This window comes from Nostoc sp. C057 (assembly GCF_013393925.1).
Classification (GTDB): domain Bacteria; phylum Cyanobacteriota; class Cyanobacteriia; order Cyanobacteriales; family Nostocaceae; genus Nostoc; species Nostoc muscorum_A.
Genome location: NZ_CP040281.1, coordinates 1,530,842 through 1,554,703 on the forward strand (window position 1 = coordinate 1,530,842; position 23,862 = coordinate 1,554,703).

Below are 23,862 nucleotides of genomic sequence, written 5' to 3' on the forward strand. Positions count from 1 at the left end.
ATTGCTGCTACGAGGAGAGCCAAAGTTTAGCCTCTGCAATCCGCCGCCGACGTAAACCCGCTTCTACTGAAGATCCTGGATTGCAGTACAAGCTAAAAACTCGTGTCACTTCCTTTGTGTCGCTCCAAAGATCAGAATTTTTCAGCAATCTGCTGATACTGCTAAATCCTGAACTATTGTAAAAATTGCTACCCAAGTTGTAACCAAAACTCAAGATTGCCCCTCTCTGGTTTGTCGTCAGGTCATTCCAGGAAGGGATTTTTTGTAGGGAAGGTAGGTAGTCTTTCTCTAGTTGGATGATTAGCATCTCGTCAGCTTGGGCTTGAGTGATGGTTTCCCCCAAGTGCCAATTACTACCATCTAGTTTTTGGTAGTACCCCAGCCGATGGTTATGGGTTTGGCTCCCGGTGAGTGGATCGGGGTAGGCTTTGAGGAAACAGCCCTCAAATTCTTTGATTAGTTCTATTCCTGATGCTGGCAAGTTTGTCATGAATTGCGATCGCGCTTAATATCACGCTCATAATTCCTCCCAAACTTACCGCCCTCAAGCCGGGAAGTGAAACCAATAGTTGACCAATATATACTGGTAAACTGAAATAGCTTTTGGTAGCTTTAGTCAACTAATGCTCAGTAAACAGTAATGCGACTTTTAGTTCAACCAAAAGTAGAGCAACGATTTTGGGACAAGGTTGACAAACTTGAGTCTGGGTGCTGGCAATGGAAAGGTGCTAAAACAAAGTATGGGATCGGGCGATTCAAATACAGAGGTAAACTCAGGTCAGCCCACAGATTTGCTTATGAAATTTTTGTGGAACATATTTCTGATGATGTTTGGATAATCAGAAAGTCATTCTGTCCAACACCTGGGTGCTGTAATCCCGATCATCTAATGATGAGGCGATCGCACAAAAGCCAGTAGCTAATGGCTATCAACGTGGTACTGTCAATCCCCAGACAATACTTTAGTTATTAATAGTCAAGGAAGTAAATCTCAACGGATATTTACTCCTGAGCGGATAAATGAAATTAGGCTGCTTTTGGGTGAAGGTGTCAGGGTTGCAGTGTTGAGTCAAAAATATCAAGTGGATCGCAAGACTATTTACTCAATAAAAAATAACAAAAACTATAAGGACGTGTAACGGCTAGTAAAGCAAAACCGCAAATTGGCGGTTCCACTTTATTTGTGAGACGGGCATGATGCCCGTCCCAAGCATAATTGCCAGACGGACTCCTAACCTCCCTATTATGTCGCCTTGTCCCAACTCCCTTAATACAAAACTCGCTACATAGGGATATAACTGATTCTTCTGCCACTGTGACTTCGGCTCAAACATTCGCGCATGAAACCGCGCTGGGTAAGAAACGCCACCAGTAAAGTTTACTTTTGTTCTCCCCCTGGCACTAAAGCTCTTGAGCGATACTGCTGCTCAATAAAATCTTGAATACTAAATCATCTACCCGTGATGCGGTAATTGCCTTGAGTCCGGCGCCCAGGCGATCACGCATTCCCCAAATATCGCCCCCAACGCCCTCCATTGCTCGATTGTCCACCATTGCCGAGATTGTCCAAAATATGCTTTGGCTCATACACTTCGGGCTAGAATCCAAGGATGTGCCGACGATGCTGTATTCCTGTTTGCCCTGTGTCGGCTGGGATGCGATCATAAGATACGAATCGCTTGAGGGTGAGCAGAAATGCTGATTGAGAGAGAGGGTTAGTTGGCGCATGGTTCATTTTTCAGGTATCGGCTTCAAGCTAGATTTCCTGAATCCGGGCGCGAATCACTATGCAGCTCTGCCTGGTCTAGTGGATACTTAAGTGTCCAAGCGCATGAGTATGCTCTTAAGGCGATCGCTTTCGCTAGCTGAAAAATTTTCATAACCGAGGGCGAATCACTAGTGTTGCTCAGGATGAAATACCGGCTTTGCTTGGAGCAGAAGCCAGCAAATCCACAGTTTACAAACAGTGAATTAAAGCTTTTATCCTCTTCAGAGGCAACATTTTTATAAATATTTTTGTTATCATTTACCAAGCCCCAGAAGCTCCAACCGGAAGCCAAAAACGCATAAAGAAGCGAGCAAAAGCTTGTGACAAATGCTCCCGATACGGAGGTAACTAGCGTAATCTTGGATATGATATTTGCTCAAGAACAGACTCAAGGAAATCGCGTGGGATTTGTATAAACATCGTGAAGAAAATCAACAATTCGATGTTCTGCTGACTATCTCATCAATAGCTTCATTTTTAATAACACCACTGTTTAACATGGCTAAGTTCCACATATATCCCATAGCGGATATCATCACAAACCCTTTCCATCCTTTTTACCACAAGTTTTGCCCACTTGCCCTCATTGCCTTCTTCCCAATCTTTCGGTAGGCGGAAAGAAAGGGTGAGGACATAAAAATAACGTTGCTAACTTTTCCATTTTCTAAGTCGCAAGCTTGAGACATGACCACAACATCAGCCTGGATAGCATCAACCCAGCCCCGTTTTAGGACTAAGGCTTCTGTCTCTGTCGCTTGCAACTTTTTGTGGCATCTCTGGATTCCAGGTGAGGTATCGGGCAGTTAAAATTATATCTCCCTGCGTTAACTTGGCAGTTTGCTTTTACGAGTTCGTACACCAAGCTTCCAGTCATCTTCAGCCTCAATCATGCGACGATCAATTGTTATATGGGGCTTCCAACGTGGTAAATCGAAGTCCGAAGCTCAACAAGGTTTGAAAGTAAAACTTCTGGCTTGTGAGCAACCGAAAACGAATCATCGCGATGCAATCTAAAGAAAGCTCATCTTCTAAATCTTCATCATTGTCCTAAAGATGCTAATTGCAATCGAGCTTGTTGTTACTCCAGTGTCATTTTGTCTAAGCACCTTGCTCCTCGAAGCCTGCAAATCTTAATACATAGTTATTTACTTGCTTTGATGCTAGTCCAGGCTGTTCCAATACTCGCCAGAGAGAAGAAAGAAAGCGCGTTTAGTCAGTCTGGACGGCAAAACATGCTGAAGAATAATCCCTCTAGGTGATTCTTCAGTAACAATTATCCATCTCCTTGAGGAATATGATTAACGTAAGTTAGCTCATACTGTAAAACCACAAAAATAGGTTCTAGGTCTCTTTATTTTTAAAACAACTCAAAGTCAAATATGTGTTGATTTGTTTTTATAACCGTACTGTATTTTTGGATATATATCTTGCGAACTACTTTTTCCAGTTATAGAAGAAACCGATCGCGTTGAATCTGAATAATCCTCGCTGCCATTTTCATTTAAGAACCAGACTCTGGGCAAGGGAGATATATCAATCAGGTCAAACTCTACATCAAGTGATTCACCAAACTGTTCTTATTGCTGGTGCTAATGGCGCGACTTCTTTGACAATACGGGTAATCAAGTTTAAATTTTTTCCCACAATAAACCGACGTGAGGTGTCAAAAATGATTCCAAATTTTGAAGAGTATTCCACAAACTAACTCTGTAAGGGGTGGGTTGTCATAGTCTGGAAAAGATTCTGTACCTGCTATTGCCACATTATTTACCCCGGATTTTGATCACTCTTTTAGTTTTATCGCCAAGTAAAACGCAAATCCATCTATATCTAGAGGATCTTTGACCAGCTTTTAAAGTAGTGCATGACACTGACGACACTAGGCAGTAAAGATATGGGGCTTTACTATACCCAAAAAACCCTTTAACCATATTAAAAATGCTAGGGACATAGGATCGTTCTGCCACAGCCCTCTAATCACAACGGCATGAAGCCGAATTTTTGTCCCTAGCATTAGATATATTATATCTATCTTGCCGTTATAAGCGCACTGCAATGTCACCATATTGCCGTTATAAGTCTATTACAGTGCCACTATCTTGCCGTTATAAGTGCACTGTGATGGCATCATAATCTACGTTATAAGTCCACTGTAATGGCATCACAATGCCGTTATTGGTCTACTATAGTGGCGTATCCGCTTGCTTGTAAACCCACCCACAATCCAAGTAATACAGGCGATACAGTCTTAAAGAGTGACTTTTTAGCTTCGGTTCTGAAAAATTTTCACATTCCCGTCTCGCATAACCTGCCCCCTTGAAAAATTATTTATGATCTTCGCTGCATCATCCACAAGGGTTAGCTGTAGAAACGCTAAGAGAGCGCGGCGTGTTAGCCAATGTAATAATCGCACTGTTTAGAGCATCTAGTCTTTGCTCCAATGCCTTGATTCGCCATTTCTTGAGCGCCTTCCACAAACTGATTACCTCCAGATCTCTCACGCGGCAGAACAGTGGTTGAATTTACGGCAAGAGCGGTTTTATCAACTGGCGGCATATCAACCTTGCTGCTGGGCAATTGCGCCCCTGATGTTGGCAACCTTCATTCCCCTCCCGTTGTCGTACAGATAAGCGTCAAACCAAGTTTTCTCCGGCAAGGGTTCCAGCGGGGGCATCTGGTTGATATCAATCCTTTGGGAAGCGCAAATTGGGGGCTTGCAGATCCAGTTTTTGCCTCCGCTTCCGACAGGTTTATTGGCTTACCTGGCGGGGGCGCTGGATTCACACTAAATTCAGTGAAGCTCCACGCCTACGTCCGATCAATGGCAGCTTGCAAGCGAGAAGTTTCCGCGCCCTGGACTGCATTTTTATGAAGTTTGAATTAGCAGCAATCTCTGGCTGATCGTTGGGGTTAGCTTGGGCGCTGGCAATGCGCTCATTACTGAGTCCAATTTGTTTGTTGGTAATCTCCAGATTGGTCAGCGCCGTTTCAATGGCGATCGGGTCTTTGCAGCGATCGCAATTTTGAGCGCAACCTGTGCCCCATTTTTAGCTTTTACCCGCATCATTACATGGTTAGCGTGTAGGAGTTCCCAGGTATACTGCTTAATAAAATTGATTGAGAATAAATCTTCTCCACGTTGTTCGTATAATCCTTTGATATTTCCTAGCCCAAGAAATGTAATCAGAGTCACTAAGCAGACAAATTTCATCAAGAAGACCTTTCAAGCAGGTTTTCTGACTGCGCGATAATCTTGAAGTTTAACTGGGGTCGAGAGAGCAAGAGTGGCTTCAGTATTGGGGATGCTCCCCTTTTGAAAGCAACATTCTTCCATTGCCTTCAGCGCCTTCATAGTTTAATGAAGAAATTGCATTGCAAGCCTCAAACAGCCCATACCAAGTACCCAACTTACCACATCCAAAAAGAGGTTTGTACATCAAGTTTTTGCCTGCTGCTCAGATGATTTCATCAGGGTCACGCTCGAAAATCCGCCTCAAACTAGAACCTGGATATGGTTTTCCTAAAGCTTTAGCACACTCCTGAAAATACTACCTCCAACAGTGGCATCTAGTAAGAGATTTATTGATAGTGAATATGTTAGATTTAGTTTTGGTGAGAGCATATTAGGGCAAGATATATCTTACGATTGAACTGAAGAACAACAATGACCCAGTATTGCTCTACGAATACTGGGTAAGAGCAACAAAGAAATTATGTTGTGATATTCAGCTCCACCACTCACAATTTGATGTACCGCAGTTTTTAAAGCATTCAGCTTGAGATTTTGCTCATAATCCTTTTGAGCGTTCGGATCTCCATAAAAGTACATCTCTTTCTGAATCGATTGCCTCGAAGTGTTGTGCCAGCTTTTTTACGTCTGCAAATTGCTTAGGCATATAACCACAGTTTTCAGGTTCAAGCAAATGGGATGACAATCATCTCGTTTTTCATTCAAAACACCAACAAGAAACACATGAGGTTCAAGGTTACTGGCTAACTGTGAAAAAATATTTTTAGCTTCTCTTTGAGCAGACCTCTGAAAAGAATGCTGATAGCCCCACATAGAAGAGTTCAATGCGTTTCCCCAACTTTCAGAGATTTATCCTGATTTTTGATGCACAATACAGCACTACCAGGTTTAGCTTACGGATCAACTATTGTAAGTACTGCGCCAAGGTATAGCGATCGCTGAAAACCGATGATTCCCCCAACAAAAAACCACTCGACGATTGTCGGGTGGTGATAATAACTTTCTCGTTCAGTAGGGCTAGTTATTAAGCTCTCGGTTTTTTGGAAAAACGGCTTAGTTCTATCGCCGCTTCTTCTAGGTGTTTAATTGCCGAGTCGGGAACTGTCTTCTGCTCCAAATTTTTAACTAGAGCGTCTAACAAATCTTCAACCGAAAAACCCTCGCTTGCTAGCAACTTGATGAAATCTCCCAAGAATAGGTTCCAGCGCTTCTATCCTGGAATCCCGTAAAGCATTACGAATTGATTGCTGTTCAGAGTCATAAATCATGGTTGCTCTACATAGTTTAGTTGTTGGGTAGAGCCGCTATCTTGTTTTGATGAAACTCCAATCTCAGCTTGGATTTTAGCAAGGAGTTCTTCTGGCGCTGGTGGCAAGATTTCACTTTGGGCAATAACGTAACCGCTATCAGAGCCTTTATCTTTTATGACAACGCGTAAGCCCAAGGCTCATTACCCAAAGTCAAAAGCCATCCCACTGTTTTTCTGGTAGGTGTCTTGTACCAATGATTTCACCCCTGCTTCACTAGTTGCCCAAGATAGTATTTGGGCTGTGTCCCATTCATCCGGTAGGCGGATTGATAAATTTTGTTTGTAGTTAATCATGATTGAAATGCCTCAGTCAGTTGTTCTGTAAGAGCGGTTATTCTACTAGAGTGAAAGTCAACAAGAGCTTGGATTTTGGTTTGTAGCTCTGGGCTTGTTAATGGCGTAATCTCAGATTCAAGGAAATACTTGATGTCCTCAGCGTCAGCTTGTTCGTCAGGAAGCACACAATAGCGCCAAGTCTGTTTGTATTGATAAGCGGGTTTACTGCCAGCGTGATAGTATGTACAGCCAACGATTAAGCCCTCTTTAACCCATTGCCCCAAACGATATTTCAGGGTTGTCCAATCGCTAGGTATGGAGATTGATAGTTGTTGAGGAGAAAGAGTCATGCAAGATCGCCCTCACTCGTATTAGTAGGAACTTGAGCTACTTGACTCAACTGCTCGTCAAGAACAACTAAATTTTTTGGTGAATCTCAACAAGTGATTTTTCGTAGTTGATTTCGTTTTCCAACTTTTCTAATGATGGCAACTCAATCTCTGACTCTTTTAAGCTGGTCGGTATCATATCCCTGGTCATCAAGCAGCACAGCGTAAATCCATCCTTTTCCCAAGTCGAAAGCCCTTCTTGTCCCTGGTGATTGGTATTCAATCCCACATAATTCGACCTTTTTTAACTAACTGCCCTAAATGGTATTTGGGCTGTAGCTTAATGGCTTGGAAAGCGAATGCATGATTTTTCAGCAATGATTTGTGGTGTATCTTCTGGCATAGCGTCACCTCGTTTATTGTTGCAGCCGTAACAGGCTAGTCGCAGGTTTTTAATCTTGTTGCTTCCGCCTTTTTGAGAGCGGAATATAGTGGTCAATGGTTACTGTTTCTGGCTTCAGGTTATGCCCACACCAAAAACACTTCATCCCGTACTTGGCTATCAAGTGTGGGCGTTTACGATCTTTTTTGGTGGTGACTTAGGCGACTGTACCGACGTAGAGGCTTCCGTTTTGGGCAGAAGGACGGAAACAAGGTAGCCAAGATATTTGCGAAAAAGTTTTTAAGCCCTCATGCTTTTTCCTGGCTGATAAAGTTGCTTTTACAAGGTCACAAACCGTATCCGCAGAGTAAGAATTTACCCAGGCATAATTAACCAAACCGTCTAGCACTTCATCAAACGTAAAGCCTTGTCCTTCAAGGAAAGTTCATGATTTGCGCCAAGCTGTTGCATACAAAATCATGTCTTTAATTTTTCTGAGTACGATCTTCGAGCGAGCCTGAATCTTTGCTCATGCTTATCTCCTCCCCTCCTTCCGTTGATAGATGGTATTTAAAACAGGCATTCGTCGTTGGTAGCTTGCGCTTTTGGAGCAAAATACAGCACTAGAAATAAGACCAGCGATTAGCGCTGTTGAAAACTCTTTCAGGATCACAAATTTCTGTTTTTGAAGCGATTATTGGGGGTAAGAAAGAGTGCCAAAATAGACGCCGTCGTTTGATGATGGGATTTATGCTTTATGCTGCAAGAATAAAAGCGATCGGCAAGAGTGTCAGATGAAAAGTGATCGCATTGCTGTCATGTTGCACAGCTGCAGATACCCACAGACCATCTAAGGCATGGTGAAAAGTTACCAAATAGGTTAATGCCCTTTTCACCACTTTAAACTCAGTACAGCATTTGCAGAATACATCGTCTGTAGAATCAATTTCAATATTGAAATAGCGTGGTACAGTTTGCTCAATGAGGTGAGGTTTTAGCTGGAAGTGGGTGATCAGCAAGGTGTCTAGGGTCGCTTGTGCCATGATAATGATCTCCATGAATAACGTGGATGAAGCGCATGAGTTACCAGCCGTGGCCCTTTCTCTATCCTCGTGTACAAAGGTGACTTTCAACTGTCAACATATTGACTTTCATTCTCGACAATCATAATTTCCAATAGGAGAAAGTGGGAAAACACTTGTAATACAGTATCCATCGTTTGATTTAATGATGTCCGGGTTCTTCTGTGTCTGTCAGAACTGACTGGAATCGTCTTCCCTCGCCCCACATTAAGCGCACTACTAAAATGCTTGTTTATTCTCCAATCTCTGCCGGAATCTGCCTTGGAAGAAGCTGCTGAAAGCGAACTTAAAGGAATTTCTGAGTTTTATTCAGATCAACTTTCCCCCAGCTAATCTACCTACTATTCCAGCTAGTAGTATCCAAGGGTAAATTGAAATCTGCAAAAGTCAGACCGCCTATTGTTTTAGAATCATAGCTTGTTAAGGAATTTAGTGCATGAGAAAACAAGCTATCTACCAACCGTCAACTAAATATGGCTCTATAAGGCAAGAGGAATACTGACAAACGTGGTACAGTATAACCCTGTTGCTAATGAACTATCACTAGAGGCACAGGTATCCTTTGAGCCAGTTGTTCATCCTTACGCAGTGTTTTACAAAGATTGTGATTTGGATTGGGATTATAGAGCTAGACAAAGTAGTAATATTCAATCGTCAAAACTGCTAAATTCTGTGATTTTATATGAGATTGCAACAGCGCGAAGTTAGAGACATGAGCAGATAAAAAATACTATGAATAGTGGAGAGTGGAAACTCGTTCAATCTCACCGTCATGAAAGATTTTATTTCTTTGAAACAATTCCTGTTGAATGTGAGTTAGAACAAGTAGGTTTACCTGAGCTAACAGCTGATTTTAAGAAGGTTTTTGGAGATTGATACAGCAACCTTATACCGTCAAATTAGCTTAAAAACCCAACAAAAGCGGCGGGCAGTTTTATCTAATCCCTACTTAGAACATTTTTCTACCGGCGATATCATAGTTTTCATGGCAGAGTCGGTTGCCTTCCCAATACGAAAGCGGGCAGGGAAGTTAAAGTTTTATCTTTAAAGGGCGGGAAGTTGATTAAGTGGAGTAGACAAATCTAGGAAAGTATTATTTTGCCAAGTGAACTGGATTATATGCTGAAAGAGTTACTAAATTCCACATGTGAAGCATCTATAATACTTTGTCCCCGTGACATCCTATTCATCAAGTCCGCCGCATCATCAATCGAGGTTAGCGCTGGAAACTGTTAGACTGCGCGGTGTACTAGCAGCTGTAGCCATGCTTTCAATCAACCTATCAAGCCTTTGTTCAATCCCTGATTAGCCATCTTCAGCGCCTCTACAAATTCAAGATTGCCACTACTAGACTCGCGGTTGAATACTGCTTGAAGTTAATACCGATTGCGTTTTATCAATTGGCGGAATGTCGGCTTTTGGTAGATGTCGGAAATTTTGCTGACTCGCTTGGTAGCTTCATTCCATCCCGTTGTCGTTGGTAAGCATCAAACAGGTTTTCTCCCGGCTTGAGTTCGAGGTTTAGGAATCCTGGTTAACGTCAATTCTTGTCCGGAAGTGCTAGTTCTGGAGAATCGGTTTTCTCAGCTTCCGACAAACTTATTGGTCTGCCAGCACGCTCACTAGTCTCTACCAAATCTATTGCAGCGCCACGTCTACGCCTTGATTCACCAGCTTGCAGGTTTATTCCGTCCCTTGGGTGACTTTCTGCTCTTGGGTCGCGTTAGCAGCAATCTCAGGCTGGTCGTTGAGATTAGCAGGCACTGTCTACACGCTGATTGCTGAGGTCAATTTGCTTGTTGGCAATGTCGAGGTTAGTCTGGGCGGTTTGAATGGTGAGTGGGTCGCTTTGGATATGGCAATCTTGGAACGCTCCCTCAGCTTCGTTTTTGGCTTTTCCAACGGATAGTTGGGCAGCAAGCGCCTCATACAGAAGTGTTTGAGCAGCAATTTTCTGGCGCTTCAGATCATTTTCTAATGCTTTGCGTTGAAATTCCTGCTCTGCTTTCATGCTTAACTCTTTGATTCTGGCAATGTTTTGCTCAGTTTCTTCTTTTCTCTCTTTAATTTGAAGCTCGTAGTCTTCTGGGTTGTCTCCGCTACTGCCTTTTGTGACTGTGGCAGGTGTGACAGTCAGCCCAGTACTGCTGCCCATAGCCTAGCTTCTTAGGATTGAGCCTTAATAGCTGCCTTAGCTTGAGGTTTAATGCTCGGATCTTTGAGCTTCTGTACCAATGCTTCCGCATCATCGGCATCCGGCTTTTGGTTTTCCAGAGGTGCAACAGCGTTAGATAACGCTTTGGATGAGCTGTTGCGGGATTGTTCTAATTTGCCAGTACGCTCAAACTTTGGTTATAAAGGTCAAGTTTTGCTACCAGATTCATCAAAGCTGACTTTGTTTGCTTTTTGAAGCGATTATCCTCAGCTTGCATGATGCGTTGAATGTTATGCTCGACGACTTCCCGGTGTTACTTCTCCTCAGGCGCAATTTTTAGGTCAATTAGTTGCTGGTTGCTTTGGGCTAGCTCAAGGTTAAGAGCCATTTGCTTTTTCCGTGGCTTCTCTCGCGCCACTGGCACCCCTTCTCGTTGCAACTTCTTGGTTTGGGCAATCTTGGTTTTGATGAGGGCAATGTTACTAGTAGCTGCTTTCTGGTCAGTGGAGTTTTGGTCAAAGCAAGTGGTCTTGGGCTTGTGGCGTTAACCCAGAAGCTAAAGTTTTCTTTATTCCCAGTAGTGGCAGAAGTTGAAGAAAGTGCGATCGCACTTTCGGCTTTCTTATTAACAAACTCAATATCTTTAAGTCGTCGCGCCTGAACTGTTTGCTGTACAGCGAGGCGGTTCTCTACCTCTTGGCGGGATTGTGGCGGTTAATTCAGTGGATAAGATCACGCTGGTTTGGTGAATTCCTCGGCAGATACCTTGCCTAGCGCGAGAAGTGGCGGCGGATTCGTCAGTATTGACAGGGAAGTGTCTTGAATTACTTGTTGCAGCTTTCCTTTGGTGTCGGTGGTAGTTTGTTGAGCTTCGGCAAATTTTACCTTGGATTAACGTCCCCCTTTCAGCTTTTCTAATATCCCTTTGTCAGCTTCATCTGAAGTGTTTTTGAGGATATCGTCAATTTTAGTGATTGATGAGTCTGATTGCTACACCTAGTCTCTTTAATGTTGATTTGAAATTCTGGTCTATTGGGTTCTTTATCGTATGCTTTGGTTGCCACACTGCAAGAGTGCTTTCATCAGCAACAGCTGCATTATATTCATCATTAGCATTTAAGAATGCGAGCTTCTTATTGGCTAAGTTATTACTGGAGAATCCAGCGATCGCTTCCTTGGTATTACCTAATTTACGTTGTGAAAGATTCTCCTTATTCTTCTCTTAATCCTTCAGCCAATACCAAGTTCAATCCTCATAATGCTTAGGTAAATGCCCCTTATTGACAGGTCAACTCGGAGTGAGGCTAAAGATGAGTCCAAATCAGCCTTAAATTCTTTGGTTGGGGCTGCTATTTCTTTTAAGCCTAGTTTTGAGTTTTTCTACCGTCCTCTACCCCTCCCAACGCGCTAACTGCCTTGGGATCGTCAGAACCTCTAACAGTGCCTTAATGCTGTTAATATACTGGTCTGTTTTCGTCGAATCCAAGGTAATAGGTTTAGCAATTTCCGCACGCTTGTCATTAAGCTTTTTATTTGCTCATTTTGTTCTTGTTGTTTTTTGTCTGAATTCAGCGGGTACAGCTAAGCCCTTATCCGTGAAATCCCGTTTGACTTGAGCTTGGGTAACTTAGCGTTGCTGTTCGGCACTTAAAAGCTCCGCATCAATTTTTGGTAATTGTCCTGTTTTGCCTGTGCCGTTTTTCAGTCCCTGCAATCGCACACGAGCCGCAGCTAAAAATTCTTCGTTTCATCTGAAAGATCGTTAATATCTTTGATTGTTGTATCGCGCTCTAGCTCTCCAAAAGTTTGAGTTTACTTGCCCCCTTTAGCGCTATGGCTCCTCCCGGTACATAACTAGCAGCCACGGCAGACAAAGCTGAGGTTACAGGATTGCTTTGTAATTTCTGTGCATTATTTCTGATGGGGCTAATTAAAAATCATCTGCCAATTTACCAAAGCTATTTGAAGATTCTGGTTTACTAGCTTTTTTGTATGCGTTTGCAGCTTCCTCTGCTGTTTTCTTAGCTGCCTTAGCTGCCTCGTTAAATGATTTCACTAGGTCAGTATTTACGGCATCATTCAGCAGTTTTACAACTTCCAAAACAGCGAAAATACCAGCCGCCCATTTTACTGAAGCTGAATTATTGATAGTCTGTCCAAAGGCTTTCATTCCACCAGTCAATCCGACTTGTGCAAAATTGACTTTAATCATCTCCAGACAAAACAGCGCCAAGAGCAGACAGCATCTTCCCTGACAAAGCTAGAGACACAGCTATTGGGGCAAATCCAAGCTCTCTGGCAACAGATGTGATTCCTTTGAGTACAACAGCAAAAACATTCCAACCCTGCTGTAGCAGCCTGGTGCAATACCTTCGCCTACACCTTGCTGCAAACTGAGGAATGCGTTTTCTACCCCCAAATATTGCACTTTGGGCATTATTAGAAGCATCCTTAGCAGCATCGCCAAATTCAGATTTTAGCTGGGCAGCAAAAGCGCGGCAAGAAATCCTCAGACAATATAGATCCCGTATCGAGTAGCCTACTGAACTCTGCCTCAGTTACACCCATTGCACGGGCGGCAATGCCCAAAGCGCCTGTCAGCCCTGATTCTGCTAACTGCTGGCGCATTTCCTCGGACGATAATTTTCCTTTACTGAGTGCTTGCTGTAACGCTAAAAATGCCCGTGATGTTTGCTCGCTACTGAGGCTTAATACAGTACTTGCGTCCGCCATTCCCAAAAAAGAGTTCACGAGTACCCTTGCCTTCTAGACTCGTTCCTCTTGCAGCTGCTGCTAATCCCACAAAGCCCTCGGTTGAGGACTTCAAAGGGATTTTCAGATCCTCAACAGTCTTGCGGACAAACGCCAAATTCTGAGCGCCCCCAGCAGATCCCCTGATGCGAAATTTAGGGCAGTTTTGAGGCGATCGAGTTCTACAAATGCTTTAAATGATTCTCTGGGCAATGCTGCCAAAGAAATTCTGTGCCCACATTCCAATGCTGAATGCGAGGAAACCTTTGATTACCCCGCCCAGATTTTTGATAAGCTCCGATCGCACCACCCGCCCCAATACCAATAGATTCCAAGAATCCCTGACCTAGGCAATACTGGCTGCAGATCGCATCGTAAACTTTCTCAAGTTGACTGGTTAACCTATCAAGTTGCTTGACCTGCTTCTCTGTTAAATCCCAGGGAGTTTCTAGGATTTTTAGCTATGCCTTTGGTCGTTGCGCGGGACTGACGGGCTAACTTTTGGTATTGCTTTTGCTCAACCTTATCGCCACGCTGTTCAAGCTGCGTCAGGTGCTTTTTCGCACATCAGCACTTGTTTTAAAATCCGGTCCTGGATTGTTAGTAGTTAAAGGCAATTCGGTTTAAAATTGAATCCCGGATATCGTAGTTTGACTTAATTGGCGATATTTTTTCTACTGAGGTAAAGCTTCTTTCTCCCAGTTCACTCTGCAATGTAGCATGCACCTTCTCAATGGCAGACATTGATGATGCAAGAGTATTTCTAAGGGATTCTTGCAAAGCAATTATTTCTTCAGTAGGTAAGACATGGCGAGCGTGCGCCTTTGTAAAGTAGTGGCTTAAGCTCAGAAAATCCTTTTTCTAGTATTAACTTTTGATGAGCTAGAGATTCTTTTCCCTTCTTTCTCTATACTTATCCCAGACGATAACGCTTCTTAAGTTGGACTTTAGTGTAATGTGTATCTACAAGAGCTATTTATGCCTTTAGCCCTTTGACTTGCTGGAAGTGGAGCGCCCTGCCAAACCTCTTCTGCTTCCAAAGTTGTGAATTGCCTCTTTTTTCTCTCTGTCCGTTTCACTACCTCTGGTGAGAGTCTTAAGTCACCCTGTATGTAAGCATTCGTCTCTAAAGTTCTTGATAAATCTCGTGATTGTCCGAGATTTTTCTGCATCTTCAAATCGAGTCGAGCCTTCACTTCGCCTACCTTCAATCATAGCTTCCTCTGCTGTTGGCTGTATATTCCGAACAGAGTCAGCCGCATCTATCTGAGGTTTTTGCCGAAACCATAATCAATCGCGTGGATTATTTCATGGGTAAGAGTGGATATATCGAGCGATGTTGCAAACTTTCAGACTGCGCTCCTAGAGAATAATTCATTGCTTACCGATACTTGATTTTTGTAGGATCGTATAACCCTGGGTAGCCTAGTTCTTGTTGAGTACCAGATGCTTTAAGTTGTGGGATGTCACGCGATTTAACCTTAATGCCTGCATACAAATCGGCTACGTCTTTAACAATTTCTCTGTATTCTCGTGGTAGCTCAGTCTCGAGCGGTTGTTTGCTATATTTCTTTTTATTTCCTGCTCTTTCTTTTTGCCCTGCTCCCTTTGTAGTATTGCCCTTCACTGTAGTATTCTTTCTGTTCCTGCACTACGGATTTGGGCTTTTGTGGCGCAATTTCGTTAAGATTGCCAACCTTGACTACTTCGTGCGATGCATTACTATACAGGGCGGGAATAGCTTTGGTCAGCCGAGTTTGTAATTCCTGGATATTTTCAGCTAATACTTCGTTAGCCGCCGCCAACTTCCTGTTTAATTTTTTCAATTTCCTTGGCGGGATCGGCAAGTTCAAGCTTGTACAGATCCCAATGCCTTGTTCGCAGCCGCCGCACGTTTTTGAAGTTTTTGAACTTGTTCAGGGGTAGCGTCTGGTGAAACGATCGCGGAATTCTAAATTCGTCTTAGCAGAAGTAGCTAAGTCTGTTAACAGTAAGCTTCTTTGCCCCGGATTGCTATTGCTAGTCTTGGCGTTGGTTTTGACGCTTTACCTTGGGCTATTTAAGACAGATTCTGGGCTGCTGCCATCTGTCCAAAAATTTCCATACTTTTTGAGTAACTCTGCTGACTGAGAGGAACAATTCTTGCTCAATTCCCAAATCAGCTAATAATTTAATTTGACTATTTAACCTCTCAAAATAATCAGCACCAGTTTTCTTGAGAGAGGCAATAGCTTTAATATCTTGTTCAATGCTGAGATTTCCGCCCGCCAATACTTCAGAAAAGCTCAGCCATCTTTGATTTAATCGATGTCTCTGCTGCTCCCCCTTTGTTCGGTGGAAGTTCAGCGATTTTTGTAGTTTCTAATGGCGATCATGTTAGTATGCAACAGAGAAGTTTTGCTTTTGGCTAAATCCTCTTCTTTCTGCTTGATTAGCGGAACAAGTTTCTTAACATCTTCATAGTTTATTGGCGATATCCAGAAGAATTCACTAGCAGCCGATGCTTTTGGCTTTCTTGGTTGCTTTAAACTGGAGCTTCAACATCGGTGAACGCAGCACTGGATGAGCGCAAACCGCCTTTCTTCGTCTGTCGCCAAAGATTTAACAACGTGCAAGGAATGAAATTAATGCTATCCAGCTCAAGAGTTCTTTGCAACAACTCAAGCTGCTTAACTACGACTCCACCAGTAGGTTGCTTTTGATTACCTCAACGATCGCCGATTGTGCGGCAAGAATGGCTTGTAACGACTTCTCTACGGCCCTTTGAGATATCGCTCCAGTGAGCCGATATTTTTGCCCCAGTGTTGATTGGATAACTTTAGATACTCAGACCTGACTGAAACCCCAAGGAATTATGCCAATGCCTTCAAACGCACCTCTGAGTGTGGCTGCTAACGGAATGGTGATTAGTGAGGCCAAGTCCACAAAGATAGCTCCTAAAGAAGTTAGCTTTGGGCTTGGCTTTCTGAATCCATCTTCTATAGACTTGGTTATATTTTTTGCAAAGTCGCCAGCGTTTTTGCGTAGATTTTCAACTAGTGAGCAGGGCTTGTACTTTGACTTTGCCGCCTAATCCCCACTAATCGATCTACATTAATCTTAATTTTGAACGTATTGAAATAGCTCTCAATTTTGTTCGTAACGCCTTTGAGTTTCGATTCATCAACTGAATCTAAAGCCTGCATCAAACCCAGCAGTCTTATACTTGCAATGTCCCGAAAAACTTTCGACGACGGTCAGGTCCTAATTGCTTATTGACCGATCATTTCATCGAATCAATAGCCGATTTCCAGCGTCCTCCTTCAGAGAACCCTTGAGTAAAACCCTCAGCAGCATATTTACCAACTTGCTCAAACTGCTGTCTTACTTTCGCCTCATCGACTTTAAACTCAGCAGCGACGGGAGGAAATATTAGACAAGCGCCGCGGCTTTCTTATGGAAATCTTTGACGTTGGGCGCTAGGTCCCAATTTTGATGGGGTCGATGCTGGTTGATAACTTCTTAATCTGCTGGTCAAGCGGCTAGTATCTATCTCAAGGAATGAAGATGGGTTGTTGCGATCGCCAATCCCTTGAGTTGTCGCTCCGAGGTATGGTATCCAGCTTGATACGATGTACAATCTGACCAACATCTTGCTGTTGCAACAAATGTTAAGTCGCTATCGAACCGGAACGATCAGGGTTAGTTTGATTGAAGCGGAGCCAAGAGTTCCCATGATTGCGATCCGCAGCATTACATCAAACAATGGGTTCCCTAATCAGTAATAAGTAATGAAGTAATAAGTAATGAATCTCCCCCCCACTTCTGTCCGCTACAATATGCTTCAACTGTCTCATGAAATTTTTTCATGAAAGTAACTGCAAACTCTCCATCCAGCACCCAAACTTGGCCCTGGTTCCGGTACTCTGACAACCCCCGCCATCTGTAGAGATCCCTTTACTCACGCCATCAGCAAACCCCTAAAGAGAACCACACCAATCCGTCATCAACAATAGTAACAGCAGTACCAAACCCTCACTAATCCACACAAAAAGGCGTACGTGGGATCGCTATTACAGGAGTTAGCAAGTTTATCCATAGGTCAACGATCGCTACACACACCACATCCAGGCAATTTACCCGCGTCAGCCAACGCAAAAAAGGCATTGGCAACCAGCCTGGAATTAATGCGATCGCCCAGCGCATCATCATCAGCAGGAGTGAAGTAGAAAAAAGTCACTCGGCTTTGCCGCCCTCAGACTTCGGATCGCGGTTGGAGTTGACGAAGCACGATGTCAGAGTGGCGATTCCCAACTCAGCCAGATGCAACTCCTCACGATGCAGTTTAGCTCCGTAATGCAGCGCTTGCAAAGATTACCCAGGTTGGTTGACTGCCAAATCTTCCTTCGCTGAATCTTTCTTCTTGACCAGTAACGGCGGACTCGCCAGTAGATTTCTCCCAGTCAGGATCTCTGGGGTCGGTATCGAAGTTTCCCAATTCTTCTTCTGTGATTGGGGTTGCTTCTGCAGGCCCAGCCAGCTTCCTCGTTTTTGGCGAATTCAATAATCAGAGTCAGTAATTGCGGATGAACTTGATTTGGATCGCCAGTATTTTCAAAGCTTCCAATCCGGTACTAACCGTTGAATTACGGCAGTAGCCAGTACTAAGGTTACGTGCGCTTGCTGTTTCATCCATCAAGTCTTGGAAGGTTACAAACTCACTCTAAATACTCTGCTAGCGACTCGCTATCACCTTGAGTCAGGGCATTGTAAATATCAATTACTTTATTACCTGATTTAGTGGCGATATCTTTCGCTAATTTCACAGCAGCAATGCGAATATCTGTTAGGTTAGTCGATTTTATAAATAGGCGTTCATTGGGGCTGATGTATCGCCGTATTTAGGTATCTCCAAAATACCAGTAACATCGTTGCCGATAATAGCTAGTTCAAATTCTTTTGGCGTTGTCTTAAAAAAGGAAGTTTAAGCATTGTCAGTTATTAGTTATCGGATCGCGGTTCTTAATGAAGGCAGTACTAATTCGGCGGTTGTCTCACGCGTGGGACAAGCTGCAATAATTTTATCCCACTTAGGAACCGATCGTAAGTAGGCGGTAAGCGTGGCTACGAGAAAAAATTACAATTCTCCTCAACCCAGGTTTTAAATTCTCCGTAAGCTAAAGCACCTTTTACAATAATTAGTGATTCACCTATTTGTCTGTCCCGTCTCAAAAGCGCAAGTTTTTAAATATTCAATTCCGTCTTGATACAATTGCCCAGAACGCTCAAAATCCTTGTTAATGTTAATAGCTAATTCAGTTAAATTCATAATTCTTCTTGTGACAACGATATACGTAGCTTGACCAATCCCAGGTTAATATAAGCCTTGATTTTTCAGGAGTTGCTTTTTGGCGTTTGGCAATATCTTGAATTGAGTTGTTGCTGAAAAATTTTTCAACAATGGCAGTTCGCTGATTAGCTTGCAGCTTGCTCAAGTGTTTTAACACCGCTTTATCATCAACCTCATCGTCATCAGCTTGCATGGGTTCATGCAAAAAGCTCGTCTAAACTAATAGTTATATTGCTATCTAAAGCTTCTATTTCACGCCATTTGCTTTCACTTATACCTAGCCCCAATGCGATTTGTAAGGCATCTGTTTCTCTGCCCAGAGATGCAAGCGATCCTTTGTAATCTTCGCACCTTTGCCTTCGTTTCAATAGCGGTGCGCGGCAGTTTTACTGATTGCCATTGGTCACGGAGAAAAGTGTTGAATTTCCCCCTTGAATATAGGGGATAGCGAAAGAGCTAAAAGCATTTTCCCTGTGCTGGGATCAAAGCGATCGTCGCTTTGATTAACCCGATATAACCTAACTGATATAAGTCTTCATAAGGCTCCCGGCACACCTGAGACATCCGGTGGACGACCTTATGGACTAATTTCCTCATTTAATTGAGCTAATAAATTCCGTTCATCAACAGCGATCAACCGCATAAGCTTGCAACCAAATATATTAACAGGGTATTTGGTGGCAAGTAATACAGTCATTGTAGGGAGTACGGAAAGTTGATATTTACTTCATAAAGTGAATAGGAGAGCAAGGCTTAGGTAATTCCTGAGTCCTATTGAGGTCAAATCCAAATTCGGGTAAGAATACTCCGCTATAAAATGCGATCATTATCAGTGTTTGCAAAATCCAAAGAGCGGCATAAAATTCAATTTTCATAGTTGGAAAACTTTTCAACTTCCCCAAGCATTATCATGGCTCCACAGCCCAGTAAGTAACCTTACTCGCTAACCAGTTAATTGCTTGACTAGTGCCGTCTACCTGGTCATCATTACTCCCATTGGGGAAGGTGCTAAATTCACCAACAAAATCACCCACCCATGAAGCGATACTGGGGTCGGGGAGAAATACATTGCCAGCTTCAACAAAAGGTGCGATCGCAACAGCCCGAACTAACTTCCCACCTTCTGGCTCAATGGCAATTAATCCTGGTATCTCGCGCTCCAGCATACTAATTACGGCTAAAGGCCATTCGCTTTATCTTCAATAAGTTTGGCGGTGGAGTTGGGATACTTGGCTGATAGGGCGCGAATTGCTGCGATCGTGGCGTTGATGTCCATGCGATTCGCGTACCTGGTCGAGTAGGTAAAATTCGTCCACCCTGGGCTTACCCCAAACCTGCCCGACTACGAAATCGGATTTTAGAATCATTGAAGGTGCAATCCCAGGACTGAATAATTAGCTCAAAATCGTCCGGGTGCAACCAAGTAATACTTCCACCAAGAGCGCTTGAAGTGTCCACCAAGGCAGGCAAGTGCGGGTCTATGCTGGTGTTGACCCGCATAGCCATAAGAACCGAGTGCTTTCTTTTCCTGCTCCAATATCTCATTTGGAGAAGCGCTCTGGAAACATCAGTTCATCTGGCTCTGTCCTGGGGTCAATCCAAACCTAAAGCAGTTGGTGACTGCGCTTTTTCAAAATCTAGAGGGATAAACTGGATGCTGCCAGCCGCCTTGCTTTAAAACGTGTCCAGCTAAGTCATCGGTAATCTTTGGCATTATCCTGATTCGCACAGCACCATTCGCAGAGATCATTTACCCGGTTCCTGACAGCCATCCCAGCGATCAATAACTCCCCTTTGCCCGATAAGCCCAGAATTAACCTCCTGGGCATCGTGCGGATTGTCCCACAGAAGGTAATCCCCGCGATTCTGCTTTAAGGATCCATACTGTTGAAACCAAACGCACTGCGTGCAATACACTGCCTTTGGGTATTCCAAAAACTCGTTTTAGAATTATTGTCATCTCGTAACCTCTAGTCTGGTGAAAAAGCGCTTCTGATACCAATCGCCTCTCAACTACATCTCGGCAATAGACACTATCTCGTAACGCAACGCGGGGATTAGCTGAAAGGAAGATAGCTCTCCATGAAGGGCAAATCGTCCAAAACCAAGCGGGTGTGCAAACAGACACTACGCGACTTTTTAAAACTTTCCTGGCGGGACGTTGATTAAAAGGTTTTGAATTCGCTGGACGTAATGCGGATTTGTTTTATGCTTAAACCAATCAAGCAGGGTTTCTTTGATATGCCAGCACATTGCATCAATGTGCCAATTCCAGAGTAGTTCCGTACTAGGTTCTAATGTCTCCCAGCTTTCTCGAACAAAGTCTGATAAAGAAAGAGTTATTTTAATTGTCTGCGATGCAAGCTTCTGCATTAACAGCAGCTTGCTCCCCACTGCTGTCTAACGCTTATGCTCTTTTTTGCCACGCATTGTTTAACTCCAGCTAAAAATTCTTCAGAAAACAATACCAAAGCTCAAATCACGCGTTCGACCAAATCAGCCACCGTCTCAGGTTTCAACTTACGCTTGAGTTCAATGAGTTTTACAAGCGCTGTTGCCATACTCCCTTTACCCATTTCCGCGCCTGGTAGTGAAGCATGAATATCAAAGGATCGACACTTTCAACTCACCCAAACATCATCCAGTTCCTCACTTGTGTCAGCGCCGCCTAGCAGCTTCCCGTAGCTTCGTCCCTCCAAGTTTCTCATACGGCTTTGGCTGCAATTGAATGACATTACTAGCTTTTGCCTAATTGTCTGTGCAAATCCCAATTACCATCTTTTGCCCAGCGATCGATAGTGCGACGAGTGACACCAAGGGCAGCAGCTATTTCTTCTGGCGGTTCACCTGTAATATACTTTGCTTCAGCAAGTTTGATTTTGTCGCTATCTTTTCTTCCTGGACATTATTGACAATATAGAAATTATGATTTTATAGACAAATCCAGGATTCCCTACTGAGTAGCGATCGCAACCTTTTTGTCTGATTTGTCTAACGATTTTTTTATGAGTAATTTTCCCCAGAACGCATTGAGGATGCCCTAAAATTTTGCTGCTGCTCACCCTATCAGAACCGCCAAATTTGCATTTACGCCGGGGGAGGGAGCGCAAGTCAGCATGATATGTATTGGGCGTATGCGATTTACAGCGAGGCTGGCGATCGTACGTTTCCGCACAATAACCTGACAAATTGCTTGGATGTAGACGATGGGCTAAGGTTTTGTGAGACGCTAATTGACAGATTGACGCACCTTGAGCTACGAGGATGTGAGATTGTGGCGCGATATCTGTGAGTATCTAAACCGATGGCGATCGCCTCTCTCACACTTTTTGAACATCGCAGTTCCAGGATGCAACTATTTGGTTGACTACGAATCTACCCACAGGCAAAAGCTTTGGGATAAATTCAAAATCCAGCTAATCACTTATGAAAAATTTTCCAAGAAGCATGAGGGTTGGAGGCTGAAAGGCAACTGGGAAGATAAATCGATTTCCTAGAGCAGGTTTACATCTTGGGGCGCGATCCTGATAGCCTACCTTGCCCTTGGCTGGATAAGTGAGAGGAAACAGCAATAAGAAGTATCAGGAATTTAGGATGCTTTGAGTGCTGTAGAGCAGAGATTAAATGTTATTCATAGTTCACATCAGTGGACGCGAACAAGCACAATTGACTACCCAACAGACAGCCCAGATATACTTAAAAGTCAAGCAGAAAACCTAAGTTATCGTTGTAGGGAAGCTAAGGGCTTGTTGTCAGAACTATTAAGAAATGAACCAGATTGAGAGATTTGAAGGGGATGGCTACACGCTGCGCTCTCTGGTCGGATGCTGTGTATGAAGTCAGTACGAGCGCGATTAAAAGTTTGTTGACCCTTAGCAACTCAACGACTGGAAATTCAATTAGAGATTGATGCTCGTTATCATGGTGATGATCGTCTATGGTGGGTTCGCCTTTCTTGGCACTAAAAACTTTCGGGACGACAAGGCTTTGAGCAAATTTTGTGATCTGTAGAGCCAGATTATATGTGCCAATGCCATATTTCTGGAGCGTTTAGCATTCGATCTTAGCTGAACGCATTCAGAAAAACCTGATCCCTCCTGATGACAAAAAATGTGCTGGGTTATTGTCAACTACAGAGAGGGCTTTCATTAAAAAAAATTCATCAGGCAGGAAAATGCACATGACCATTTTATGTAAATGGCAAAAGTAAAGGGGACACATAGACTTCATCCACTAACCCACAGGAGTGATGATTAGAAAAAATCAATCCCAGTAACGCCATTCTAAAGGTGACAGCGTAGAAGTTAAGGGAATGCTGCTGCAAGGTAAATTACTGGAATCGCTCGAAATTGGCGAAGAAAGTTGGTTTCGTTTTTCTCCCACTCACGCAGCAGGTGAATACGTCCGGTAGCTCACCAGACGAAATCCGCATTACCTTCACCACCCGCCCAAGAACTGACAAACGGGCTGCATATTGAAAGAATGAGGCGAATGGTGTTCTGAGCAAGGGCAAATCGAGATACCCAGAAGTGGATATTTTGACCAAACTTTGATGGATTATCCTGTACAGCCTGGAGACAGAGCAAGGATAGTAATGCCATGTCAATAGCCAAGCGCCGAAATAAGATTTATTTTGAGCCATTCAGTAAAGCCAATACAAGAATTGAGAGGGCATCTCGAAGTGGTTAGACAAGAAAGCATGTCTCCAATCGCAAACGCAACAAACGCAATAGGCGATCGCACCTGCAAATATAATGCAGGATCGGCGAATGTTGTACAAAGTAGTCAACCCGGCAGCCCGTGCGAAGGGTGTAATGAACAGGAAAAATTTGACGGTTTACGATACTAGGGATAATCGCTATTAATGAAAACATCATCACCCTAATGATTGCCCAAGGTAAATGGTTGACTGTTGCAGGAGTGATATTTGGCGGGATTTGGGTATGGGTGGCGTATTGGGGCTGGAAAAATAGGCGACTGGTTCAAACAGTTGATTACCTCTCACGCATTAGGGCAAAAATGGAATCTGCTAACTTTTGTCTTCGTAGCCTAGCCGAAGGGGGAATAAATGATTGCCGAGGCGATTGAGGCTTGTAGCCGCCACAGTGAATCTCGTGGTTTGTGGGGGGGATGTGAGTTGCAAGTGGAATGCGCGATCGCCCTATCTCCGGTGTGCTATAAATCCGAGTGGAGAGTGCCAGCAATGCAAGGACTATGAGGGGGTTTGAATT

General features: G+C 43.5%; 39 protein-coding genes and 1 pseudogene. 10 read left to right on the forward strand and 30 right to left on the reverse strand.

What is annotated here, in order from left to right; translation table 11 throughout:
- Positions 1-7 precede the first annotated feature (7 nt).
- Positions 8-490, reverse strand: coding sequence for a lysozyme (locus tag FD724_RS06635; RefSeq protein WP_179072023.1), 483 nt, complete (start codon positions 488-490; stop codon positions 8-10).
- Positions 491-640: 150 nt separating this feature from the next.
- Here FD724_RS06635 and FD724_RS06640 point away from each other — a divergent pair, with 150 nt between their 5' ends.
- A complete protein-coding gene (locus FD724_RS06640) occupies positions 641-919 on the forward strand; it encodes a hypothetical protein (RefSeq protein WP_179072024.1) in 279 nt (92 codons plus the stop codon).
- 482 nt (positions 920-1,401) lie between these two features.
- Here the strand turns inward: FD724_RS06640 and FD724_RS06645 are convergent, their stop codons facing one another.
- From FD724_RS06645 to FD724_RS06695, 12 genes are all read right to left on the reverse strand, one after another.
- Entirely contained in the window at positions 1,402-1,587 is a 186-nt protein-coding gene (locus tag FD724_RS06645) for a hypothetical protein (protein ID WP_179072025.1), read from the reverse strand.
- 738 nt (positions 1,588-2,325) lie between these two features.
- On the reverse strand, positions 2,326-2,529 hold the full coding sequence (locus FD724_RS40275) for a hypothetical protein (protein ID WP_218651500.1): 204 nt from the start codon (positions 2,527-2,529) through the stop codon (positions 2,326-2,328).
- A gap of 1,630 nt (positions 2,530-4,159) precedes the next feature.
- The gene (locus FD724_RS06655) at positions 4,160-4,366 is read right to left on the reverse strand and encodes a hypothetical protein (protein WP_179072026.1); all 207 of its coding nucleotides are present in this window, start codon (positions 4,364-4,366) and stop codon (positions 4,160-4,162) included.
- A gap of 379 nt (positions 4,367-4,745) precedes the next feature.
- Complete coding sequence (locus FD724_RS06660; protein WP_179072027.1) at positions 4,746-4,979, reverse strand: hypothetical protein; 234 nt, start codon at positions 4,977-4,979, stop codon at positions 4,746-4,748.
- 79 nt (positions 4,980-5,058) lie between these two features.
- The gene (locus FD724_RS41960) at positions 5,059-5,205 is read right to left on the reverse strand and encodes a hypothetical protein (RefSeq protein ID WP_372726503.1); all 147 of its coding nucleotides are present in this window, start codon (positions 5,203-5,205) and stop codon (positions 5,059-5,061) included.
- A gap of 434 nt (positions 5,206-5,639) precedes the next feature.
- Positions 5,640-5,831, reverse strand: a complete 192-nt coding sequence (locus tag FD724_RS41965) for a hypothetical protein (RefSeq protein WP_372726521.1) — start codon at positions 5,829-5,831, stop codon at positions 5,640-5,642.
- Between the two features lie 211 nt (positions 5,832-6,042).
- The gene (locus FD724_RS06665; RefSeq protein ID WP_179072028.1) at positions 6,043-6,192 is read right to left on the reverse strand and encodes a hypothetical protein; all 150 of its coding nucleotides are present in this window, start codon (positions 6,190-6,192) and stop codon (positions 6,043-6,045) included.
- A gap of 90 nt (positions 6,193-6,282) precedes the next feature.
- On the reverse strand, positions 6,283-6,462 hold the full coding sequence (locus FD724_RS06670) for a hypothetical protein (protein ID WP_179072029.1): 180 nt from the start codon (positions 6,460-6,462) through the stop codon (positions 6,283-6,285).
- Between the two features lie 6 nt (positions 6,463-6,468).
- Positions 6,469-6,621 (reverse strand): hypothetical protein, encoded by a 153-nt coding sequence (locus tag FD724_RS06675; RefSeq protein WP_179072030.1) that lies wholly within the window; start codon positions 6,619-6,621, stop codon positions 6,469-6,471.
- The gene (locus tag FD724_RS06680; protein WP_179072031.1) at positions 6,618-6,953 is read right to left on the reverse strand and encodes a hypothetical protein; all 336 of its coding nucleotides are present in this window, start codon (positions 6,951-6,953) and stop codon (positions 6,618-6,620) included. The genes FD724_RS06675 and FD724_RS06680 overlap by 4 nt, the downstream gene beginning before the upstream one ends.
- A gap of 319 nt (positions 6,954-7,272) precedes the next feature.
- Positions 7,273-7,431, reverse strand: coding sequence for an HNH endonuclease (locus tag FD724_RS41970; RefSeq protein WP_179072033.1), 159 nt, complete (start codon positions 7,429-7,431; stop codon positions 7,273-7,275).
- 638 nt (positions 7,432-8,069) lie between these two features.
- Entirely contained in the window at positions 8,070-8,357 is a 288-nt protein-coding gene (locus FD724_RS06695; RefSeq protein ID WP_179072034.1) for a hypothetical protein, read from the reverse strand.
- A 546-nt stretch (positions 8,358-8,903) separates the two neighbouring features.
- Between FD724_RS06695 and FD724_RS40660 the strand changes: the two genes are divergently transcribed.
- Positions 8,904-9,104 carry a hypothetical protein gene (locus tag FD724_RS40660; protein WP_179072035.1) on the forward strand — a complete coding sequence of 67 codons (201 nt, stop codon included), beginning with the start codon at positions 8,904-8,906 and terminating at the stop codon, positions 9,102-9,104.
- A gap of 1,045 nt (positions 9,105-10,149) precedes the next feature.
- Here the strand turns inward: FD724_RS40660 and FD724_RS06705 are convergent.
- The gene (locus tag FD724_RS06705; protein WP_179072036.1) at positions 10,150-10,551 is read right to left on the reverse strand and encodes a hypothetical protein; all 402 of its coding nucleotides are present in this window, start codon (positions 10,549-10,551) and stop codon (positions 10,150-10,152) included.
- Between the two features lie 51 nt (positions 10,552-10,602).
- Here FD724_RS06705 and FD724_RS06710 point away from each other — a divergent pair, with 51 nt between their 5' ends.
- From FD724_RS06710 to FD724_RS06720, 3 genes are all read left to right on the forward strand, one after another.
- A complete protein-coding gene (locus tag FD724_RS06710; RefSeq protein WP_179072037.1) occupies positions 10,603-10,806 on the forward strand; it encodes a hypothetical protein in 204 nt (67 codons plus the stop codon).
- A gap of 178 nt (positions 10,807-10,984) precedes the next feature.
- Positions 10,985-11,212, forward strand: coding sequence for a hypothetical protein (locus tag FD724_RS06715; RefSeq protein ID WP_179072038.1), 228 nt, complete (start codon positions 10,985-10,987; stop codon positions 11,210-11,212).
- Between the two features lie 461 nt (positions 11,213-11,673).
- Positions 11,674-11,817: a hypothetical protein gene (locus FD724_RS06720; protein WP_179072039.1), complete on the forward strand. Its 144-nt coding sequence runs from the start codon at positions 11,674-11,676 to the stop codon at positions 11,815-11,817.
- Between the two features lie 664 nt (positions 11,818-12,481).
- Here FD724_RS06720 and FD724_RS06725 read toward each other — a convergent pair.
- The 6 genes from FD724_RS06725 to FD724_RS06750 form a co-directional block, all read right to left on the reverse strand.
- Positions 12,482-12,763 carry a hypothetical protein gene (locus FD724_RS06725; RefSeq protein ID WP_179072040.1) on the reverse strand — a complete coding sequence of 94 codons (282 nt, stop codon included), beginning with the start codon at positions 12,761-12,763 and terminating at the stop codon, positions 12,482-12,484.
- Between the two features lie 60 nt (positions 12,764-12,823).
- The gene (locus tag FD724_RS06730; RefSeq protein ID WP_179072041.1) at positions 12,824-12,988 is read right to left on the reverse strand and encodes a hypothetical protein; all 165 of its coding nucleotides are present in this window, start codon (positions 12,986-12,988) and stop codon (positions 12,824-12,826) included.
- 32 nt (positions 12,989-13,020) lie between these two features.
- Positions 13,021-13,302 (reverse strand): tape measure protein, encoded by a 282-nt coding sequence (locus FD724_RS06735; RefSeq protein WP_218651501.1) that lies wholly within the window; start codon positions 13,300-13,302, stop codon positions 13,021-13,023.
- A 182-nt stretch (positions 13,303-13,484) separates the two neighbouring features.
- Complete coding sequence (locus FD724_RS06740) at positions 13,485-13,637, reverse strand: hypothetical protein (RefSeq protein WP_179072043.1); 153 nt, start codon at positions 13,635-13,637, stop codon at positions 13,485-13,487.
- Positions 13,638-14,249: 612 nt separating this feature from the next.
- A complete protein-coding gene (locus FD724_RS06745; RefSeq protein WP_179072044.1) occupies positions 14,250-14,513 on the reverse strand; it encodes a hypothetical protein in 264 nt (87 codons plus the stop codon).
- A gap of 170 nt (positions 14,514-14,683) precedes the next feature.
- Complete coding sequence (locus FD724_RS06750) at positions 14,684-14,929, reverse strand: hypothetical protein (RefSeq protein WP_179072045.1); 246 nt, start codon at positions 14,927-14,929, stop codon at positions 14,684-14,686.
- Positions 14,930-16,162: 1,233 nt separating this feature from the next.
- Between FD724_RS06750 and FD724_RS06755 the strand changes: the two genes are divergently transcribed.
- On the forward strand, positions 16,163-16,375 hold the full coding sequence (locus tag FD724_RS06755) for a hypothetical protein (protein ID WP_179072046.1): 213 nt from the start codon (positions 16,163-16,165) through the stop codon (positions 16,373-16,375).
- Positions 16,376-16,735: 360 nt separating this feature from the next.
- On the opposite strand, the gene FD724_RS40285 is transcribed toward FD724_RS06755, so the two are convergent.
- From FD724_RS40285 to FD724_RS41975, 9 genes are all read right to left on the reverse strand, one after another.
- Positions 16,736-16,933 carry a hypothetical protein gene (locus tag FD724_RS40285; RefSeq protein ID WP_218651502.1) on the reverse strand — a complete coding sequence of 66 codons (198 nt, stop codon included), beginning with the start codon at positions 16,931-16,933 and terminating at the stop codon, positions 16,736-16,738.
- 450 nt (positions 16,934-17,383) lie between these two features.
- Positions 17,384-17,521 (reverse strand): hypothetical protein, encoded by a 138-nt coding sequence (locus tag FD724_RS06760; RefSeq protein WP_179072047.1) that lies wholly within the window; start codon positions 17,519-17,521, stop codon positions 17,384-17,386.
- Positions 17,522-17,626: 105 nt separating this feature from the next.
- Positions 17,627-17,845, reverse strand: a complete 219-nt coding sequence (locus FD724_RS06765; protein WP_179072048.1) for a hypothetical protein — start codon at positions 17,843-17,845, stop codon at positions 17,627-17,629.
- A 751-nt stretch (positions 17,846-18,596) separates the two neighbouring features.
- Entirely contained in the window at positions 18,597-18,824 is a 228-nt protein-coding gene (locus FD724_RS06770; RefSeq protein ID WP_218651503.1) for a hypothetical protein, read from the reverse strand.
- A gap of 263 nt (positions 18,825-19,087) precedes the next feature.
- Positions 19,088-19,228, reverse strand: a complete 141-nt coding sequence (locus tag FD724_RS06775; RefSeq protein WP_179072050.1) for a hypothetical protein — start codon at positions 19,226-19,228, stop codon at positions 19,088-19,090.
- Between the two features lie 311 nt (positions 19,229-19,539).
- The gene (gene terL / locus FD724_RS06780) at positions 19,540-19,797 is read right to left on the reverse strand and encodes a phage terminase large subunit (RefSeq protein WP_179072051.1); all 258 of its coding nucleotides are present in this window, start codon (positions 19,795-19,797) and stop codon (positions 19,540-19,542) included.
- Positions 19,798-19,830: 33 nt separating this feature from the next.
- Positions 19,831-19,998 carry a hypothetical protein gene (locus tag FD724_RS06785; protein ID WP_179072052.1) on the reverse strand — a complete coding sequence of 56 codons (168 nt, stop codon included), beginning with the start codon at positions 19,996-19,998 and terminating at the stop codon, positions 19,831-19,833.
- A gap of 772 nt (positions 19,999-20,770) precedes the next feature.
- The gene (locus tag FD724_RS06790; RefSeq protein ID WP_179072053.1) at positions 20,771-21,004 is read right to left on the reverse strand and encodes a hypothetical protein; all 234 of its coding nucleotides are present in this window, start codon (positions 21,002-21,004) and stop codon (positions 20,771-20,773) included.
- A gap of 364 nt (positions 21,005-21,368) precedes the next feature.
- On the reverse strand, positions 21,369-21,509 hold the full coding sequence (locus FD724_RS41975) for a helix-turn-helix domain-containing protein (protein WP_179075431.1): 141 nt from the start codon (positions 21,507-21,509) through the stop codon (positions 21,369-21,371).
- 388 nt (positions 21,510-21,897) lie between these two features.
- On the opposite strand from FD724_RS41975, the gene FD724_RS06800 reads away from it, so the two are divergent.
- Positions 21,898-22,128, forward strand: a complete 231-nt coding sequence (locus FD724_RS06800; protein WP_179072054.1) for a hypothetical protein — start codon at positions 21,898-21,900, stop codon at positions 22,126-22,128.
- Positions 22,129-23,043: 915 nt separating this feature from the next.
- On the opposite strand, the gene FD724_RS06805 is transcribed toward FD724_RS06800, so the two are convergent.
- Positions 23,044-23,232, reverse strand: coding sequence for a hypothetical protein (locus tag FD724_RS06805; RefSeq protein WP_179072055.1), 189 nt, complete (start codon positions 23,230-23,232; stop codon positions 23,044-23,046).
- A 98-nt stretch (positions 23,233-23,330) separates the two neighbouring features.
- On the opposite strand from FD724_RS06805, the gene FD724_RS41980 reads away from it, so the two are divergent.
- The 3 genes and pseudogenes from FD724_RS41980 to FD724_RS06815 all read left to right on the forward strand — a co-directional run.
- Positions 23,331-23,480, forward strand: a complete 150-nt coding sequence (locus tag FD724_RS41980) for a DUF6464 family protein (RefSeq protein ID WP_372726504.1) — start codon at positions 23,331-23,333, stop codon at positions 23,478-23,480.
- 35 nt (positions 23,481-23,515) lie between these two features.
- Positions 23,516-23,719 (forward strand): hypothetical protein, encoded by a 204-nt coding sequence (locus FD724_RS06810; RefSeq protein WP_179072056.1) that lies wholly within the window; start codon positions 23,516-23,518, stop codon positions 23,717-23,719.
- Positions 23,720-23,757: 38 nt separating this feature from the next.
- A pseudogene (locus tag FD724_RS06815) lies at positions 23,758-23,859 on the forward strand (DUF6464 family protein); the annotation flags it as partial.
- Between the last annotated feature and the right edge of the window lie 3 nt (positions 23,860-23,862).